The sequence below is a fragment of the Spiroplasma phoeniceum P40 genome (genome assembly GCF_003339775.1).
Classification (GTDB): Bacteria; Bacillota_I; Bacilli_A; order Mycoplasmatales; family Mycoplasmataceae; genus Spiroplasma; species Spiroplasma phoeniceum.
Genome location: NZ_CP031088.1, coordinates 891,465 through 909,182, shown reverse-complemented (window position 1 = coordinate 909,182; position 17,718 = coordinate 891,465). Strand labels below are relative to the sequence as shown.

Here is a 17,718-nt window from a genome sequence, read left to right as displayed (position 1 = left end):
TTTTATTTTTAAATATTTTATCCTTTTGTTGTTAATAATAGTTTAAAATGTATTATTAAACTATCAATTTATTCCAAGAAAGGTATGACAAATGCATTTTAATTTATTACTCAGTTCAAACAATAGTAATCCATTGCATGATTTTTTATCAATTTCAACTTGACAATCACTTATTAGTATTCTTATTTTCTTTGGAGTGATGTTTTTATTATGATTTTGAATTAAAAGAACAAAAATGCGATTTATTTTTCGTGTTTTATTAGGGTTAGTAATTGGTTTAATTTTTGGGATTATTATTCAAGCAATTAATGGTTTCCCATATAATGCAACGGAACCATCAGGGTCAATGATTAATCCAGAGATTCCAGATCCAAATAATCCGGATAAAACTATTCTAAATAATATTTATGTTTTATGAGTACATGAGTTTTCAATTTGAGTTAATTTATTTAGAATGATTTTCTTAAATGCAATTTTATTAATGACTGTTCCTGTTGTATTCTTAGCAATTGCAAGAGCTGTTTCAAAACCAGGAAAATATGCATCTTCACGAAGAGGAACAATTATTACAATTACTATTTTATTATTAAATGTTGCAGCAATGTTTATTATTACATTATTTATTGGGATTGCATTTAATATTGGTAGTGGATTTATAATTTCCGGAAGTGGGAGTTATGAAAAAGATGTATCAAAGCCATTGCCAGAAATTATTTGGAATTATGTTCCGTCTAATTTTGTACAACCATTTCTTTTAGCAACAATTATTCCTGTAATGGTAATTGCTGGTTTAATTGGGTTAGCTGTTAAAAAATCAACTAAGCGACATCCAGAAGATATGGAAAAGATTCGTGATGGTTTTGACCGTTGATGAACAGTTATTATGTCATGTTTAATTTTTATTATTAAATTAATGCCATATGCTGTAATGTCAATGATAACTTATGCTATTATTTCACGACCAATTGGATACTTAGCACACATTGGAATTATTGTTGGAGTTGGTTATTTATGTTTAATTATTGCTTTAATTTGGCATTCATTATTATTAACATTATCAGGAGTAAATCCATTTAAATGATGGAAGTTTGCTATCAAACCGGTAATTCAGGGTTTTACAACTCAATCTTCTAATTCAACCTTACCCGTAACAATGGAAGTTTTAAAAGATGATATAAAAGTAAAAGAGAATCTTGTTGGAATATCTGCTCCTTTAACTACAACAATGGGGTTAACTGCTTGTGCAGGTGTACAAGCAGGAATTATTGTTTCTTTTATTTCAACATCTGGTTTATATGATTTAACTGTTGCTAATTTCTTTATTGTTTTATTGGTAGTAGTTGTCGCATCGTTAGGAATTGCTGGTTTGCCAGGGACAGCAAGTGTTGTTATTGCTGGTGTTTTAGGAGGAATTGGATTAGAAACATTGTATGTGCCAGTTTATGCAATTATTGGTGCTCTAGATGGTTTATTTGATATGGGACGAACAGCTGTCAATGTTGCGGGGGGATTACAAGCAACAACAATTGCTGCTCAGTTAACTAATTCATTAGAAAATGAAGACTTAATTCTTTTTAAATGGTCAAAATTGCGAAAAAAACGAAAACGGGAAAAAAGCAAAAACAAAGAATAAAGGCTTAGTCCTTTATTTTTATTTTAATAATCTAAGGTTATAATATTACTATAGAAGAAAGAGAGTTGAAAAATATGAAAGTAATAGTAATTGGTGGTTCAACATCTGGCATGACAGCAGAAAGTAAATTAAAACGTATGTTAAAAAATGATGTTGAAATTATTGCTTATCAAAAGTTTAAATATCCATCATTAGGAGCTTTTGGAATTCACCAAGGATTTGTTCCAATTTAAGGAATTAACTATAATACAAATCAAGAATTTATTGATAATTATGACAAATTAATTATTAGTGTTGGAGCAACACCACGTCGTTTAAATTTATCAGGAGAAGACGCTGTAAATGTTTTTACAGGTACAACCTTGGAAGCTGCCATTGAATTACATTAACGTTTAAAAAAAGTAAAAAATTTTACTATTTATTATTGGCGGAGGTTTTATTGGATTAGAATTTTGTGAAAGTTTTGGCTTGGCAAGAAAAAAAATTACGTTAATTGAAGCTGACAAATGAATTTCACGAAAATTGCTTGACGAAGATATTGCACATTTATTAGCAAATGATTTAGAAAAAAAGGAATTAAAATTAAAACAAATACCAAAGTAACAAAACTTGTTGTTGAAAATAATAAGGTAACAAAAATTAAATTATCATCGGAAGAAGAAAATGTAACATATTTAGCATTAGTTGCAATTGGGGTTACTCTGGCAACTAATTTTTTAAAAACAACAGATTTAAAAATGAATGAATTTGGGGCAATTTTAGTGAATAACCAATTTGAAACAAATAAATATTAAAGATGTTTATGCTGTAGGTGATTGTGTGATGACAAAAAATATTATTGATAATAAATTAAATTATATGTTGTTAGCAACAATTGCAGCCAAAAATGGTAAGGTTCTAGGTAATATTTTAGCAGGAAAGAAAGATCATTTTCCTGGTGGAATTGGAACAAGTATTATGCAGGTTTTCGAAAGTGAAATTGCTCGAACAGGATATACAAAAGAACAAGCAATTTTGAATGGTTTTAATGTGAAAGAGGTCGTTGTAAATGGAACAGATCATACAAACTATGTTGCTGATGCGAAGCCAGTAACAATTAAAATTATTTATGACCAAAAAGATAAAATTATTGTTGGTGCACAAATTTTTGGTTATAATAAAGTTAGTTTAAGAATCAATTCTTTAATCCCAATTATTTGAACAAAAACTAAAATTGGTGAAATTGAGTATTTAGATCTACCATATTCACCTCCTTTTGCAAAAAGTGTTGATGTATTAAACGTTGCTTTGACAAAAATTAATGAGTAATAAAAATTAAAGGAGATAATAATATTAAATGACAGTAAAAAATGCAATTAATTGACGAAAAACTATTAAAAAATATAATAGTGAAAAAGTAATTAATCAAGAAGATTTAACAGTAATACTTGAAGCAGGGCGCTTAGCACCTTGTTCATTAGGAATTGAAGTAACTAATGTTGTTAGTATTACAAATAAAGAATTAAAAAAGAAATTTGCTGATGAAGCAATGTTTGACTGAAATCAAGAAAAAGTCAAAAATGCTAGTTGTATAATGCTTATTACGGGCACTAATCCATCTTATTTAGTTTCAACTGAATTTTTAACAAAACGCTTAGAACGAGTTATTAATCAAGCAGATGATTTAGAAAATGCAATTAAAAAATATCAAAATTTTTTGCAAAAAAAAGAACATCTTTCTGCATTTGTTTCAGAACAAGCTCATATTGTAACTAGTTTTATTACAATTCAAGCTGCTGATTTAAGAATAGGAACTACTATTATGGGTGGTTTTGATGCAAAAAAATGTGATGAGTTATTAGCAAAACATTGTACGTTTGATCAAGGAAAATATCATACAGTCTTAGCTTTAGCGTTAGGATACTATGATGAAGATGATGATAAAGCAACAATGCCACGTGTTAGAATTGATTTTAATGAATTTGCAAAGATTATTAAATAATATTTGTTTTTGTTTAAATATGTGTTATCATTACTTAGGTGCAAATAATATGCAGTCATATTATTAAAAGTGAGGTGAGTTATATGGCAAGAGAAGGAATCCATCCAAAATATTTTGATACTAAAATTATGTGTACAACTTGTGGAACTGAGTACATAAGTGGTTCTACTAAAGGAGAAGAATTAAAAGTTGATACTTGTTCTTCATGCCATCCCTTCTATACAGGAAGTCAACAGTTTGCTAATGCAGCTGGACGTGTTGAACGATTTAAATCTAAATTTAATAAAAAAGAAGAGTTAGTAAAACAAACAGAAAAAGCATCAAAAGCACAAAAAGAACTTAACAAAAAAAAAGCGAAACCAAAATCTGATGAACAAAAAGCAGCAGAATAATTGGTAAACCTTTATCTTTTTAAGATAAAGGTTTTTTTTATATTTTGTAATGTAATTTTATTAAATTAGAAACATAATTTTTCAAAAATTAGCGGAAATATAAGTTTAACTTAACAATAACTATTTTTTATTATTTTTATTTGGGTATAATAAAATTAATTGGGAGCGTGGTATTTTAATGGGATTTAAAATTAATAATTTAAAGTATAAACGATATAAAAAAATTATTTTTAGTGATTTAAATTTTGGTGTTGATAGTCAAGAAATTTTGGGGACTCATTTTGAGAATAAGTTTTCACAATTATATTTTTTAAAATTGTTATTGGGAAAGAAAAAACCACGTAATGGAAAAATTTATTTAAACAATAGAAATATCACAACTTTATTACCAAAAGAACGTAGAATTGGTTATGTATCACCCGGCCCATTAAGATTAGCTTTTTTACCAACAAAATTACGTTTGGCTTATCATATTTTAAAAACGCCAAAATTTTTACATGATAGTTCATTAAAATATAATAAAAATAAATATTTTTATAAAAATTTAGTTTTTATTGGTAATGATTTAAATAAACAAAATTTAATATTAAAAATAGATAAAATCATTAATGAATATTTTAATAATTCAATTTATATTAAAGAAGAATGAATTGAGACTTATTTAACTCAAATTAGTGAATTCCATAAAAAAGAAATTAGTAAAATTTTAGATGATGATAAAGATTCAATTTTTATTCAAAGTTTACATACTTATACTTACAAAAGAGAAGAAATTCGTGTATATGAAGGTTATCTTGCATTTTTACAAGCTTTATGAGATAAAATTTATTATATTTCTGACTTAGATTATTTGTGTGATTGTTATGAAATTGCTAAAAAAAGAAAACTTAAAGATAAAAGTTTTGGTTTTATTGGGGCAAAATTAGTTTGTGAAAAGTATTTAAAAATATTGCAGACTGAAATTACATATGAACGTTATCTTTTAATTAAAGCACGAAAAGCATTAAAAAAATATCGTCTTAATGTTATAAATATGGTTTTAAAAGATAGTAAACATAAGAGTGTTATTAAAGGAATTTTAAATAAAAGTAATTCCTCAAATATAATTACTTGAACAAAATTATCAGAAGATCAATGATTTAACTATAATCAAAAACAAGAACAATTAATTGCAAATTTATTACCAGATGAAGCAACAATTATTAAGGGAAAAGTTTTAGAATATTTTCATAAATATCATTTGGAATTATTAAATAATACATTAGAAACTCGTGAAAAAGATAATTCACTTGCTATTGAAGAAGCAAATGAAAAAGTTGTAACAGTTTATAATCAAGCTTTTGAAGAAGTTAAAAAATTAATGAGTAATTTAAATATTAAAATGAATTGATTTAAACTTACTAAAAATTTAAGTAGTTTTGATCATACTAAAATTAGATTGATTAATGCCATTTTAAGTAAGAAAGAATTAATTATTTTACATAATACTTTTGACAATTTAACTCATAATGAAGCAAATGAATTAAATGAAATTTTACTTAGTTTAAAAAATTATAATCCACAGTTAACTTTTTTAGTTTTAGCAAAGAACATTGAGAATATTAAAAATTATGTTACACAATTATTATTTTTTGATAAGGATAATAATTACAAATTGATGTCAAAAAATCATGCTGAATTTTTACCTAATACAATTAATTTATATCAAATAATGTATAATAGTTCAGAAAATGTTTTTAGTATGAAATACTCTATAGCAGAAAATTTTTTAGAAAATGAAAAAATTAAGATTAAATTACCTAAAGGAACTAAATTAATTGATCAAAAAGAATATTATTTAGCAGTTAATCCAAACTTAATCTCATTCCAAAAGACAAAGAAATTTAACAAAGATTTACATTTATTATATAAAGGACATGTTAAGTCAATTAAAAAAGTCTTTAAATCAATTGTTTGCTTTTTTGAAGTTAATGATGATGAAGTTATTTTTAAAATTTTAGTGTCAGAAAAAGAACTAAATTTAAAAAAAACAACAACAATATATTTTGAAAAGAATGCATTATTAGTTTATGATAAAGTTAACAATAATTTAGTTGCTAACATATAAGCGAGGAAAACAAATGCAAGATTTAAAAGGAATTATTTTACAAAAAATTAAAGATTATAAGACAATTATTTGTTTACGTCATATTTCACCAGATGGTGATGCATATGGTTCAGCATTTGGATTAGCACAATTCATTAAAGATAATTTTCCAAATAAGAGGGTATTAGTTGATGGTGCACCAAATGATTTTTTAGCCTTCTTAGCAATACCTGATCTTCTTCAAGCAGAAGATTATAAAGATGCATTAGTAATTGTGACTGATACAGCGAACATTGAACGAATTGATAGTAAATATTGGCAGAAAGCAAAAGAAGTTATTAAAATTGATCACCATCCTAATGTTACGCCATTTGGTGATATACAATGAATTGATGAAACTAAAATTGCAGTTTCAGAAATGATTGCTGAGTTAGTTTTAACATCAAAATTAATAGTAACACCAGAGGCAGCCAAATTAATTTTTACTGGAATTGTAACAGATTCAAATCGTTTTATGTATAGTAAAACTTGTCATAATACTTTTATGTTAGCAGGGAAATTAGTTGCGACAGGTTTTGATTTGCAATCAATTTATCAAAATTTATATGAAGAATCATGAGTTAATCTACGCTTTAAAAATTATTTGTTATCGCAAGTAGTTATTTATGATAAAGAAATTAGTTATGTTAAGATAACTGATGAAATGTTAAAAGAACATAATATGAGTTATGAGACTGTTAAACCATGGGTTAATATTATGAGTAATATTAAAGAATTTAAAATTTGAATGTTAGTAATTGAAAATAAAGCAGAGGGTTATATAAACCTTAGCATTCGTAGTAATACTTATATTATTAATAAAGTAGCAGAAAAGTACTGTGGTGGTGGTCATCAGTTAGCAAGCGGTGCAAAAATTTATCAGTGAGAAGATTTAGAGCGAGTTTTAAAAGACTTAAGTTTTGTAGTTAAAAATAACATTAAATATATGGGAGGTTAAGAATGTATTTTTTAAATAGTAAAGCTCAAATAGGCTGAATAGAAGTTATCACTGGTTGTATGTTTGCTGGAAAAACCGAAGAGTTTATTCGCCGCTTAGTTCGCCTAGGTTATGCTAAATTTGAAATTCAAGTTTTTAAACCAACAATTGATAATCGTTATAGTGAAAACCAAGTTGTTAGTCATAGCAAAAAAGCAGTTGAAGCAATATCAGTTAAGAATTCTGAAGAGTTATTAACAAACCTTAAACCAACAACAAATGTTGTTGGGGTTGATGAAGTCCAATTTTTTGATAATAATATTGTTAAACTTGCTGATTCTTTAGCATATAAAGGAATTATTGTTATTGTTAATGGTTTAGATAAAGATTTTCGAGGTGAAGCTTTTATTAATGTTGAACAATTAATGACACGAGCAGAAGAGGTTAAGAAATTGCATGCAATTTGTGTTAAATGTGGAAATTTAGCAAATAGAACCCAACGTTTAATTAATGGGAAACCAGCTAATTATTATGATCAAATTGTTTTAATTGGTGAAAAGGATAAATATGAAGCTCGCTGTCGTCATTGTCATGAAGTAACATACTAATGTATGAGGAAAAAATGTTAACAAAAAGTCGATTAAATGCTGAAGTTTATTTTATTGTAAATAGTAAGTCAAAAAATATAAAAAAAATTAAAGCTCATTTTGTTGAAAATTTGGCAATTAATTCCAAAATAATAATTTTAGAAGACTTATTAATTGAGGAAAATGACAATGTGATTGTTAATGATAATGTTTTTAAAATTAGCCAAAAAATTATTCATAAACATCCCATTAAAAAAAACATTTGAAAGTTGCGAATATCGTTTAACTTTAGTTGACCAATTAAAAAATTTGCCAAAATTTCAAACATTAATTTCAAATCAGTAAAAAGTCATTTTATTATAATGAATTAAATTAATCATTATTATTTAAAATATATTATAATTGTTAAGTGTCTAAAAAAGAGGTGAAGCAAATGAATCAAAAAACAATTGAACGATTAGAAACAATGTTAAGGCGGTGAAATTTAATTAATGAAGAATTAACAAAACCAGAAATAGTTAATGATGTAAAAAAGTTAACTAGTTTAGCAAAAGAACAAGCACAATTAGAGGAAACCGTTGCTTTATACTTAAATTATAAAAATGTTTTAAATAATATTAATGAAGTAAAATTAATTTTAGAGACAGAAAAGGATTATGAGTTAATTGAATTAGCAAAAGAAGAATTAAAAACCTCAGAAATAAGAAAAGAACAACTTACAGCAGAGTTAAAAGTAATGTTATTGCCCAAAGATCCTAATGATGATAAGAATGTTATTTTTGAAATTCGTGGAGCAGCAGGTGGTGATGAAGGAAACATTTTTGCTGGTGATTTATATCGAATGTATATAAAATATGCAGAACAACAACATTGAAAAGTAGAATTAATTGAAGCAAATGAATCAGAAGCAGGTGGCTTTTCTACAATTTCCTTTATGGTTAAAGGAGATCGTGTTTATTCAAAAATGAAATTTGAATCAGGAGCACATCGTGTTCAACGAATTCCAAAAACAGAAAGTAAAGGGCGAGTACATACATCAACAGCAACGGTTGCTGTTTTACCAGAAATTGAAGAAGTTGATTTTGAAATTAAAACTGCTGATTTAAAAATTGATACTTACCGTGCTTCAGGAGCAGGGGGACAACATGTTAATACAACTGATTCAGCTGTTCGAATTACTCATTTACCAACAGGAGTTGTTGTAACTTCCCAAGATGGTCGTAGTCAACATGATAATAAGGCATTAGCAATGCAACATTTACGAAGTAAATTATATGAAGAACAGCAACGTAAAATTAATGAAGAGCGTGGAACATTAAGAAAAGATGCAGTAGGAACAGGCGACCGGAGTGAAAAAATTCGAACATATAATTATCCTCAGAATCGGGTTACTGATCATCGTATTAATTTAACACTACAAAAATTAGACCAAATTATGGAAGGTAATTTAGATGAAATTGTAGTAGTATTAATTAATGAAGAACAAAGATTGAAAATGGAAGGAAACTAATGACAGTTAATGAATTAATTCAAAAGTCAGAAGATTATTTGAAAGACTCGAATAATGCTAATTATCTTGCTGATATTAAAATTTTAATAGCATTTTTTATGAAAACTTCATTAGCAAAATTATATGCAATTAAAAATGATAAAATTAATTTTAAGATTTATGATTATTGACAACAGTTAATGGCATATCGTAATGGAAAACCAATCCAACATATTACTAATTTACAAAATTTTTATGGATATGATTTTTATGTTGATTATAATGTTTTAATTCCTCGCTATGAAACAGAAGAATTAGTTGATAATATTAATATTATAATTGATGAAATATTGCTTAATAATGGTGATGAACCATTAACTTTAATTGATATTGGAACTGGGAGCGGAGCAATTGCAATTATTTTAGGCTTAGAAAATCCAAGTTTAACAATTTATGCTAGTGATATTTCAACTGAAGCATTAAAAGTAGCAAAAAGAAATATTAAGCATTTAAATTGCAAAAATGTTAAATTATTGGAAGGTGATATGCTAGAACCATTTATTAAAAATAAGATTAAAGCTGATCTGCTAGTTTGTAATCCACCTTATATTCCAAAGAATCAAAATATTAGTAATCGTGTTAAAAATTATGAACCACACGTTGCTTTGTTTGGTGATATTGATGGCCTATATTTTTATCGAGAAATTTTTCAAAATTGACAAAAGGTTGTTAAAAAAAATGGCATTTTATGTTTTGAACATGGTTATGACCAAAAAAAAGATTTAGAAAAATTAGTAAAAGAATATTTTCCAAATCAGAAATATTATTTTCAAAAAGATATAAATAAAAAATGACGAATGTTATTTATTAATATTTTGTAGTAAAATAAAAGAAACTTAAGTGTGAGGTGCAGGATATGGAAGATAAACTTAAAAATATTAAAAGAACTCGCATTATTAGTATTGCTTTTTTATTAGTTTTATTTATTATGGTCCCATATTTTACTTTTATATATGTATCACATAGTGATCAACTTTTAAAAAAATACTTTAATTTTATTGCAACAGTACCTAAGGATGTGTTAACAACATTTACAACACCTAATCTACCAAATGAGTTTTTAATCTTTTGTTTGCCATATATTGCATTAGGAACATTAGCAGGTGCCATTATTAGTAGTGTTTTTTACATTCATCATCAGAAACGAACAGTTAATTTTAATAATAGAATGTTGTTAATTGGAACAGTTTTTATTATCTCTTTTTTATTTAGTGCTTGTTTATTATTTTCACTTGCAGAATATTATTATGATTTATTTACAGAGTGATGTCGTTCTTTAAGAGGTGGTTATACTGGTCCTGAGTTTGTTAAAAATATTCAAGATATGATTCAGATTCATAAAGATATTCCAAATCGAGATGCAATTGTTAAAGCATTAATTAATTTAGCAACAGGGCCTGGTACAAACAATAAATATCCATTAACATGAATTGGTCTTAATGCTATTTGATGAATTACAGGATTACAAATGATTTTTATTATTTTTATTATGTTGAAAGTTAGTTTTAAATTAGAATGATTATTAAATGATAATATTAATCCAACTAAAAAAGAAGAATTATTTGTTTTAAAAGATACATTTAATCAAAGTCGTCTTAAAAAGTTTATTAGTCTATATTTAATTCCAAATGAATTTAATATTTCACTATGAGTCGTTTTTTTTTCAAGTATGGTTTTTATTCCCCAATTTGTTTATACAATTATTATTGGCAGTAGTTTTACTGATGCAAACCGGTTTTTTTTATTTTCTTACTTTTATCCACAATTAACAATTAATGCTATTATACCGAATACAACTAGTATTTTAGATCAACCAAATATTGATTATTTTGAGATGACAATGAATATGCCCGGGTCAGGAATTTTTATTAGTGTTGTACCAATTGTTTCTTCTGCTTTAATTATTTCAATGTTATTTGCATTTACTTTTGTAATGTTGAAAAAACCAAATTTAACTAAAAAAGGTTTTATTAGTTTTTATGTTAGTTTTTTAATTGTAACTGGGACTTCACTAGTAATGTTTCTGGTTTCTCAATATGAATTAAAAAAAGCAGTTGATTATTGAAATAGTCAAAGTGATAATTTTAAAGAAACAGTAATGGAGCCAATTTTTAAAACAACACATTTAGATTACTTTTGATTACAAGGAAATGAATTATTAGCAAGTGGTATTCTATTATCTGCTTTCATTACTGTTTTATCAATTATTGTTCTTTCACATATTTCAAAAATTAAAAGTAATCATATTAGCAATGAACAAATTAAATCAAATTCAAAGGGTTCATAAGAAAGGAGGCTAATTATATATGAAAGTATATACTGTAAAAGATCGCAAAGATATTATTGCTGGTTATTTAGCAGAAAAAGTTATTATTGTTCCAACAGATACTATTTATGGTATGACGTGTATTATTAGTTCACCAGTAGCAAAAGCGAGAATTTTTAAAGTTAAAGGACGATCAGAAAAAATGTATTTATCAGTTATTGTTAGTTCAGTTCGTATGGCGAATAATTTTATTGACTTGCCACGTGATGATTTAAAGCTCTTTAAAAAGAATGAAACTATTACTATAATAGGTAACATAAAAGATGATATTAATAAGCTTTATAACATTACAGAAGATAATACAATTGGGATTAGAATTACAAAATCAAAATGATTAAAAAAAATTATTAATAAGGTTGGGCCAATTTATGGGACAAGTGTAAATATTAGCGGTCAAAATTATGCTAAAGAATTTAATGATCTTCAAAAATTTAATGTTGATATTATTGTTGACGCTGGTTATTTAGATAATCGTCCTTCAAAGATTTATAATTCTTTAACAAAAGAATTTATTAGATAAGAAGGCAAAAAATGGCAAAAAAATAAATAAAAAACAATGATCATGATATCGAATTATTAATGTTGTTGTTTTATGTATCTTAATTTTGTTAACATGTATTTTTACTGTTTTATTTATTATTAACCAAGAAAAATATACTGTTGCTTTCTTAATTACAATCTTATTTTTAGGTGTATGAGTTATTGGTTACTTTACGGGGCATTTCTTTTTTATGAATAAAGATAATCTTCAAATTGGGACAAGAAAAATAATGAGGGACTATCGTAAAAAAGATGATGATGGTAGCAATCCACCCTTAGGAAACAAGGAAGAAAGAATTAAACAATTAGAACAAGAACTTGCGGATTTAAAGAAAGAGCACAATGGTTAATTTTAGAAAAGGTTAATATCATACCAAATTGCATTTCATAATGCAATTTTTTTATAATTTTTTTTTAGAAATATGATATAATTTAACTATAAATAAACGAAGCAGGAGGACTACGCGATGTACATCAATCCATTCGAAAGAATGAAAAATATGAAATTAAATATTGATGAAACAAATACAATAAATATGAAAAGTAATGAACGAGATATAAATTTATTACAAGGTAAAAATGAAGATGGGGAACTGACAGGAGACTTTCTAAAGAATAGTAATCATAATATTAAAACTGATGAACTTAAGATTGATGGAATTACATTATCAAGTTTTGAAATTATTCGTGATTTAATGAAAATTTTTAAAGAAAAAAATAACGAAATGCAATTTTTCTTAGCAGTTATGGATAAAGGAAATTGTGATTCAATGTCTGAAATTGCTACTTTTTTTTTTAATGCCGCTTGTTAATATTGATTTATTACGTATTGAATTGTATGCTTCACCATTTTTATTTTTACTTAAAAAAATTATTAAGGGACTACCAAAAGTTAGTTTAGAGGATAAAAAAGTTTTATGAGATCGTGTTAAATTATTTGCACGAACTTTAAAACAAAGTGAATTATTAGAACAAGTTAGTGATTCTAATTCAATTGTAATTGTTAATGAGTTAGAATTTGATGATCCATTAGAGTATATTAGAAGAGAATTTGAAGAAATTTTACGTGCTTATGACATCACAGAAAATATTGTAGTAATTTTTAATAATATTGATTTAGTGGGATATGTCAAATTTAAACAAATATTTAGCTTAGTACAAGCTATTTTTAAAGGAATTTTACAGTTTAAATTTATTGCTGGATTAAATCCACTTTTAATTGAAACTTATGTTAAACAGATGTATGGCAATTATGCAACAGACCAATTGGTTGCGCATGAAGTTAGTGCTTATAACAAGCGATATATTATTAAAAATGAAAATGATAATGTCGTTACTAAAGAACCAACAAAAGAAGCAGCTGATTCTTATCATCCAATGTCAGATTTTGCTTCTGTTGAAACAGAAGATGAGGATGATGAAACAATTGGCTTTGATTATTGAGCTATGCGCGGTGGAAAGTAGATATAGGAGGATAATTAAAATGTTTGTGTTTTTAGTAACATTAGGGTGAAGTTTAATTATAATTGGAGCGATAGTTCAAATTTTTACTGCTATTTTAAATTTTATGGTAATACAATCTGTTGCGCTTCCATCAATTTTAAAATCAATGAATGATATTTTTCAAACATCAATTTTTAAACAAGAACAAATTTTAAGTTATTTGACAGGAGATATTTGAGGATACACAATTATTGCTTTAACAATTTTTGTTGCATTATTAGTTATTACACTAGTATCACTTCAACTGCATCGTGTTAAAAAAGGACAATTAATTGCAAAACCATATATTAAAATGATATTTGTTACATTAATTATTGCAGCATTAATTTATGGAAAAGTAGCAGTATTAATATTAGCAGCATTAATGTTTATTGGTTTATTGTTTATTGAATCATCATTATTTGATGTTGAGTCTTTACAAAATTTTGTTGAAGAACGAAATATGATTGTTATTTACCACCAAGATAAAAAACTTGAAAGAGAGGTAAATAAAGAGGGAAAGTATCATGGAAGCGCAACTTTGGGAGTTGACGCGACTATCGCAGGGATCGGAGAAACCGAAAGAGATTTCAAAAACAATGATTACGCAAAAGAGGATGATAGTAAAAAGTTATCTTATCAAAAATCAAATTCGATTTTTTCATCAAATGAATTAAATAATTTATTTAATTCTAATAAAAATGATGTTGATGAACATGAATTAGCAAATTTAATTAATGATATGACACAAACTATGATAAATCCTAAGAAGCCAGCGGTTTTTGAAACAAAATCAAATACAACGGAAACTGATTTAAAACAAAGTAAATCAAAAGAATTATCAAAACCACCAGTTGTTAATGAAGTTAAACAACAAGAAAAATCAAACTTGAAATCAGACCAATTAGAAGATCAAAATTCAGCAAATGATCCTCCACAAAATGAACGAGTTGAAAAAATTCCTGCTCCATTCTTGGATGTAAAACCAAATGCTGATTATAAGTTTAATGCTGATATTAAAAGTTTTGCTGAAAATATTAGTTTAGAAATTAATACTTTTAATAATGTTGTAGATAATGGTAAAACAAAAAAAGAGATAGAAATTATGAATAACAATATTAAACTAGCAAACCAAGAATCACAACGGACAGGAATTATATTTATTCCATCTGATCATAATATTGATAAATTAAAAGGAAAATTATTACCTGATATTAAAACATCAGATGATGAAGAAACAAAAACAGATAATGTACCAGATAATTATGATTACCCTTTTGCTGAACTAGCCGGGTTAGATGATTCACAAGTTGGGCATCTTGATGAAATTGATTCAGTTGCAAATGAAGATAATTATGATGATGAAATACAATATTCTGAAAACAATGAGCTTTCAGGTCCATCAGTTGAACAACAAACAGTAGAACAAATAGAAAATAATATGGCAACTCTAGTTGAAGATGAAATCTTAAGAACTAATGAAGTAAAACCCGAGCATGAGGTAAAAAATGATGCAATTAATTTAGAATTAACTCCTGAGCCACTAGATACAACAGAACCAAACAATGTGGGAGCAGATATGTTTAATATCTCAATGAATGAAAAACAAAATACTATTTTAACAGAAACAGAAGATAGTGTACCTGCAGAAATATTTACAACAGATGTTAAAGGAACAAATAAATTAGAAGTTAACGCAGATGAATTAAATAAGAATAAAATAGAAGATCATCAAGGTCATTTATTACGTGATGTTGTTACAAATGAAACAAATAAATTGTTGCAACCAGAAATTCGACCAATTTTAAAAGACGAAGTATCGTATAGTTTAGATGAATTAGATGATAAAATTATGAATGGTGATTTTTCAAATTTAGATGATGAAGTAATTGAATATTTTAATCAAGAAAAGCCAGAACCAATTAAGGAAACACCATTTGTAGAAGAACCACCATTACAACAAGTTATTTCAAATGATTTTGAATATCGTTTTGAAAAAATTGAAGAATTAATTAAAGATTCAATTAACTTACACACAACACACACAAAAACATTAGGAGAAGTGCAAAATCACTTAAAAAATTTAACTTTAAAAGTTGAATCGTTAGAGGCAAAATCTGCTGATTTTGCAAAAAAAATTAACGATTTTGAAACTAAAAAATATATTAAGCATCACGGTGTTGTACCAATTGATCAGTTTTATCCTCAAATTAGTGATATTAACTTAGCATCAAAACGTTATAATTTATATAATAAAAAAGATTATTCTAACACATATGGTGTTGCTAACTCAAGTGAAAGTTCATATGGTTTGGGTAATTATTATCGAACTAAAAATAGTAATTCATCTCAAGAAGAAATAAGGGCAAATAATAATCAATTTGCTGATTATAATCATCTTAATTTACATAATATTTCTAAATATACTAAACAAGATATTCCATTTGAAAAAAATTGTCCATTTTGTAAAAAGAATAACAAATAAAAATTATTATTTTATTTATTAATATTATAAATAAATTTATTAAAAAAGTTAAATTTAGGTTGATTAAATTTAACTTTTTTTTATTTAGAAAGTAGTTTTTTTCTTTTCATTCGTTTAAAAATATGTTAAAAATAAATTAGCAATGAGATATTACATTGTTAGGGCATTAAACATAGTAATTTAAGTATGAAAGGAAATATTCAATTGCCGAATAATAATTAATTAAAAAATATAATTTATTAGTAATAAAAGGGAGGAAATAAACAATGAGAAAATTGATCAGTGTTTTTGTAGCATCAACTTTGCTAAATGGTTCGAGTCTTTTTCTTGCTGCATGTGCTAAAAAATATTATTTTGATAGTAATATTTGAGTTATTACCGATGCTGGTATTGTGACCGATTCATCGTTTAATGAATCAGCATGAGATGGAGCAAGTAAATATGTCATTTCACAAAAGGATAAAGAAATTTTACCATCAGAGTGAAAAAAAAGTCAACATCGAGGTAGTTATTATGAACCAGCAAGTCAAACACCATCTGACTTTAAAACAGCTTATTTAACAGCATATATTGCTGGCGCAAAAACATTAATTTTGCCAGGTTTTATGCATGGTAATACCGTTGGATGAGGTGCAGAAATAGTTGATAATTTAATTTATATTGATGGAAGTAGTCAAAATATTCATTTAGGAATGGATCCCCAAAAACCATTAGCAACAAATGTTGTTGGAATAAGTTATGAAGCTGAATCATCGGGATTTTTTGCAGGAATTGCAACAGCATTATGATTAAATGCTAATAAAAGCAAATATCCTTCAGGTTTAAAAATATCTACATATGGTGGAATGGATAATCCTGACGCTGTTTCAAATTATATGTGAGGATTTTTAGTGGCTGCTGATATTTTTAATGCAATCATTAGTAATAGCAATTTGCCAAACTTATTTAACATTAGAACAGATCTTTTAGCACAAGTTAAAAAAATGAATCCAGCAGTAACTGCTTTACAAAAAATTGAAAAAGTACAAAATGTTATAAAAAATAATGAATCATGATTTTCACAATCATTTGAAATTGGACATGGGAAAGATATTTCAGATGAATTACTTTCTCGTGGAGCAAGTATTATTTTCCCTGTTGCAGGTCCGCAGACCCAAGATACTATTGGCCGAATTAAATATAATAAATCACCAGCTAAAGTTATTGGTGTGGATACAGAACAATCTAAAATTTATGGAGAAGACATAATCGTAACAAGTGCCTTAAAAGAAATTGCAACTTCAACTCAAGAAGCTCTCAAGAATATTTATTCAGATAAATGTGGTTATTCATCTAATAGTAATACTTGAGACAATAATCATGTGACACCGGAATGTTGAATTAATACTGATCAATCATCAATTCAGCATCCAACTTGGACGGGTATTGAAACAACAAAATTAATTAATGAAGATACTGTTAATTTTATTCATAATAAAACTGATGATTTGACAAAGGATACAGCATTTGATAAAATTATTAAGCTATTACAAGATGTTTATTCCCGAGGAATTGATGATGCCCCTCCTGTAGCAGCAACGGTATTTACAACAACATTAGCAAATACTTATCAAAATAGTGATACATTGAAAACTTATATTTTAAATGCAATTGAAACCGCCTTGCAATAGAAGGAAAGGAC

General features: G+C 26.4%; 18 protein-coding genes and 1 pseudogene. All 19 read left to right on the top strand.

Annotation, left to right across the window (positions count from 1 at the left end):
* Positions 1-91 precede the first annotated feature (91 nt).
* The 19 genes and pseudogenes from SDAV_RS05610 to SDAV_RS05535 all read left to right on the top strand — a co-directional run bounded on the left by SDAV_RS05610 (position 92) and on the right by SDAV_RS05535 (position 17,707).
* On the top strand, positions 92-1,633 hold the full coding sequence (locus tag SDAV_RS05610; RefSeq protein WP_114564869.1) for a dicarboxylate/amino acid:cation symporter: 1,542 nt from the start codon (positions 92-94) through the stop codon (positions 1,631-1,633).
* Positions 1,634-1,707: 74 nt separating this feature from the next.
* Entirely contained in the window at positions 1,708-1,866 is a 159-nt protein-coding gene (locus tag SDAV_RS13260) for a hypothetical protein (RefSeq protein WP_245938300.1), read from the top strand.
* A 235-nt stretch (positions 1,867-2,101) separates the two neighbouring features.
* A pseudogene (locus tag SDAV_RS13250) lies at positions 2,102-2,427 on the top strand (FAD-dependent oxidoreductase).
* Positions 2,428-2,455: 28 nt separating this feature from the next.
* Positions 2,456-2,941, top strand: a complete 486-nt coding sequence (locus tag SDAV_RS13245) for an NAD(P)/FAD-dependent oxidoreductase (protein WP_245938298.1) — start codon at positions 2,456-2,458, stop codon at positions 2,939-2,941.
* Positions 2,942-2,969: 28 nt separating this feature from the next.
* Positions 2,970-3,614: a nitroreductase family protein gene (locus tag SDAV_RS05600; RefSeq protein ID WP_114564868.1), complete on the top strand. Its 645-nt coding sequence runs from the start codon at positions 2,970-2,972 to the stop codon at positions 3,612-3,614.
* Positions 3,615-3,697: 83 nt separating this feature from the next.
* On the top strand, positions 3,698-4,006 hold the full coding sequence (gene rpmE, locus SDAV_RS13240; protein WP_114564867.1) for a 50S ribosomal protein L31: 309 nt from the start codon (positions 3,698-3,700) through the stop codon (positions 4,004-4,006).
* Positions 4,007-4,184: 178 nt separating this feature from the next.
* A complete protein-coding gene (locus SDAV_RS05590) occupies positions 4,185-6,113 on the top strand; it encodes a hypothetical protein (protein WP_114564866.1) in 1,929 nt (642 codons plus the stop codon).
* Positions 6,114-6,126: 13 nt separating this feature from the next.
* Positions 6,127-7,089, top strand: a complete 963-nt coding sequence (locus SDAV_RS05585; protein WP_114564865.1) for a DHH family phosphoesterase — start codon at positions 6,127-6,129, stop codon at positions 7,087-7,089.
* A 2-nt stretch (positions 7,090-7,091) separates the two neighbouring features.
* Positions 7,092-7,676 carry a thymidine kinase gene (locus tag SDAV_RS05580; protein ID WP_114564864.1) on the top strand — a complete coding sequence of 195 codons (585 nt, stop codon included), beginning with the start codon at positions 7,092-7,094 and terminating at the stop codon, positions 7,674-7,676.
* Positions 7,677-7,690: 14 nt separating this feature from the next.
* Positions 7,691-8,026: a hypothetical protein gene (locus SDAV_RS05575; RefSeq protein WP_245938297.1), complete on the top strand. Its 336-nt coding sequence runs from the start codon at positions 7,691-7,693 to the stop codon at positions 8,024-8,026.
* Between the two features lie 62 nt (positions 8,027-8,088).
* Positions 8,089-9,165, top strand: a complete 1,077-nt coding sequence (prfA, locus tag SDAV_RS05570) for a peptide chain release factor 1 (protein ID WP_114564863.1) — start codon at positions 8,089-8,091, stop codon at positions 9,163-9,165.
* Positions 9,165-10,025: a peptide chain release factor N(5)-glutamine methyltransferase gene (prmC, locus tag SDAV_RS05565; RefSeq protein WP_114564862.1), complete on the top strand. Its 861-nt coding sequence runs from the start codon at positions 9,165-9,167 to the stop codon at positions 10,023-10,025. The genes prfA and prmC overlap by 1 nt, the downstream gene beginning before the upstream one ends.
* A 35-nt stretch (positions 10,026-10,060) precedes the next feature.
* A complete protein-coding gene (locus SDAV_RS05560; protein WP_114564861.1) occupies positions 10,061-11,491 on the top strand; it encodes a polypeptide chain release factor methylase in 1,431 nt (476 codons plus the stop codon).
* 19 nt (positions 11,492-11,510) lie between these two features.
* Positions 11,511-12,050 carry an L-threonylcarbamoyladenylate synthase gene (locus SDAV_RS05555; protein WP_114564860.1) on the top strand — a complete coding sequence of 180 codons (540 nt, stop codon included), beginning with the start codon at positions 11,511-11,513 and terminating at the stop codon, positions 12,048-12,050.
* Between the two features lie 85 nt (positions 12,051-12,135).
* Positions 12,136-12,420: a hypothetical protein gene (locus SDAV_RS05550; protein ID WP_245938296.1), complete on the top strand. Its 285-nt coding sequence runs from the start codon at positions 12,136-12,138 to the stop codon at positions 12,418-12,420.
* A 117-nt stretch (positions 12,421-12,537) separates the two neighbouring features.
* Positions 12,538-12,882: a hypothetical protein gene (locus SDAV_RS13235; protein ID WP_245938295.1), complete on the top strand. Its 345-nt coding sequence runs from the start codon at positions 12,538-12,540 to the stop codon at positions 12,880-12,882.
* Entirely contained in the window at positions 12,869-13,534 is a 666-nt protein-coding gene (locus tag SDAV_RS05545) for a hypothetical protein (protein WP_245938561.1), read from the top strand. Before SDAV_RS13235 ends, SDAV_RS05545 begins: the two co-directional genes overlap by 14 nt.
* A 19-nt stretch (positions 13,535-13,553) precedes the next feature.
* Positions 13,554-16,037 carry a hypothetical protein gene (locus SDAV_RS05540; protein ID WP_114564858.1) on the top strand — a complete coding sequence of 828 codons (2,484 nt, stop codon included), beginning with the start codon at positions 13,554-13,556 and terminating at the stop codon, positions 16,035-16,037.
* A gap of 266 nt (positions 16,038-16,303) precedes the next feature.
* The gene (locus SDAV_RS05535) at positions 16,304-17,707 is read left to right on the top strand and encodes a BMP family ABC transporter substrate-binding protein (RefSeq protein ID WP_114564857.1); all 1,404 of its coding nucleotides are present in this window, start codon (positions 16,304-16,306) and stop codon (positions 17,705-17,707) included.
* Positions 17,708-17,718: the final 11 nt, after the last annotated feature.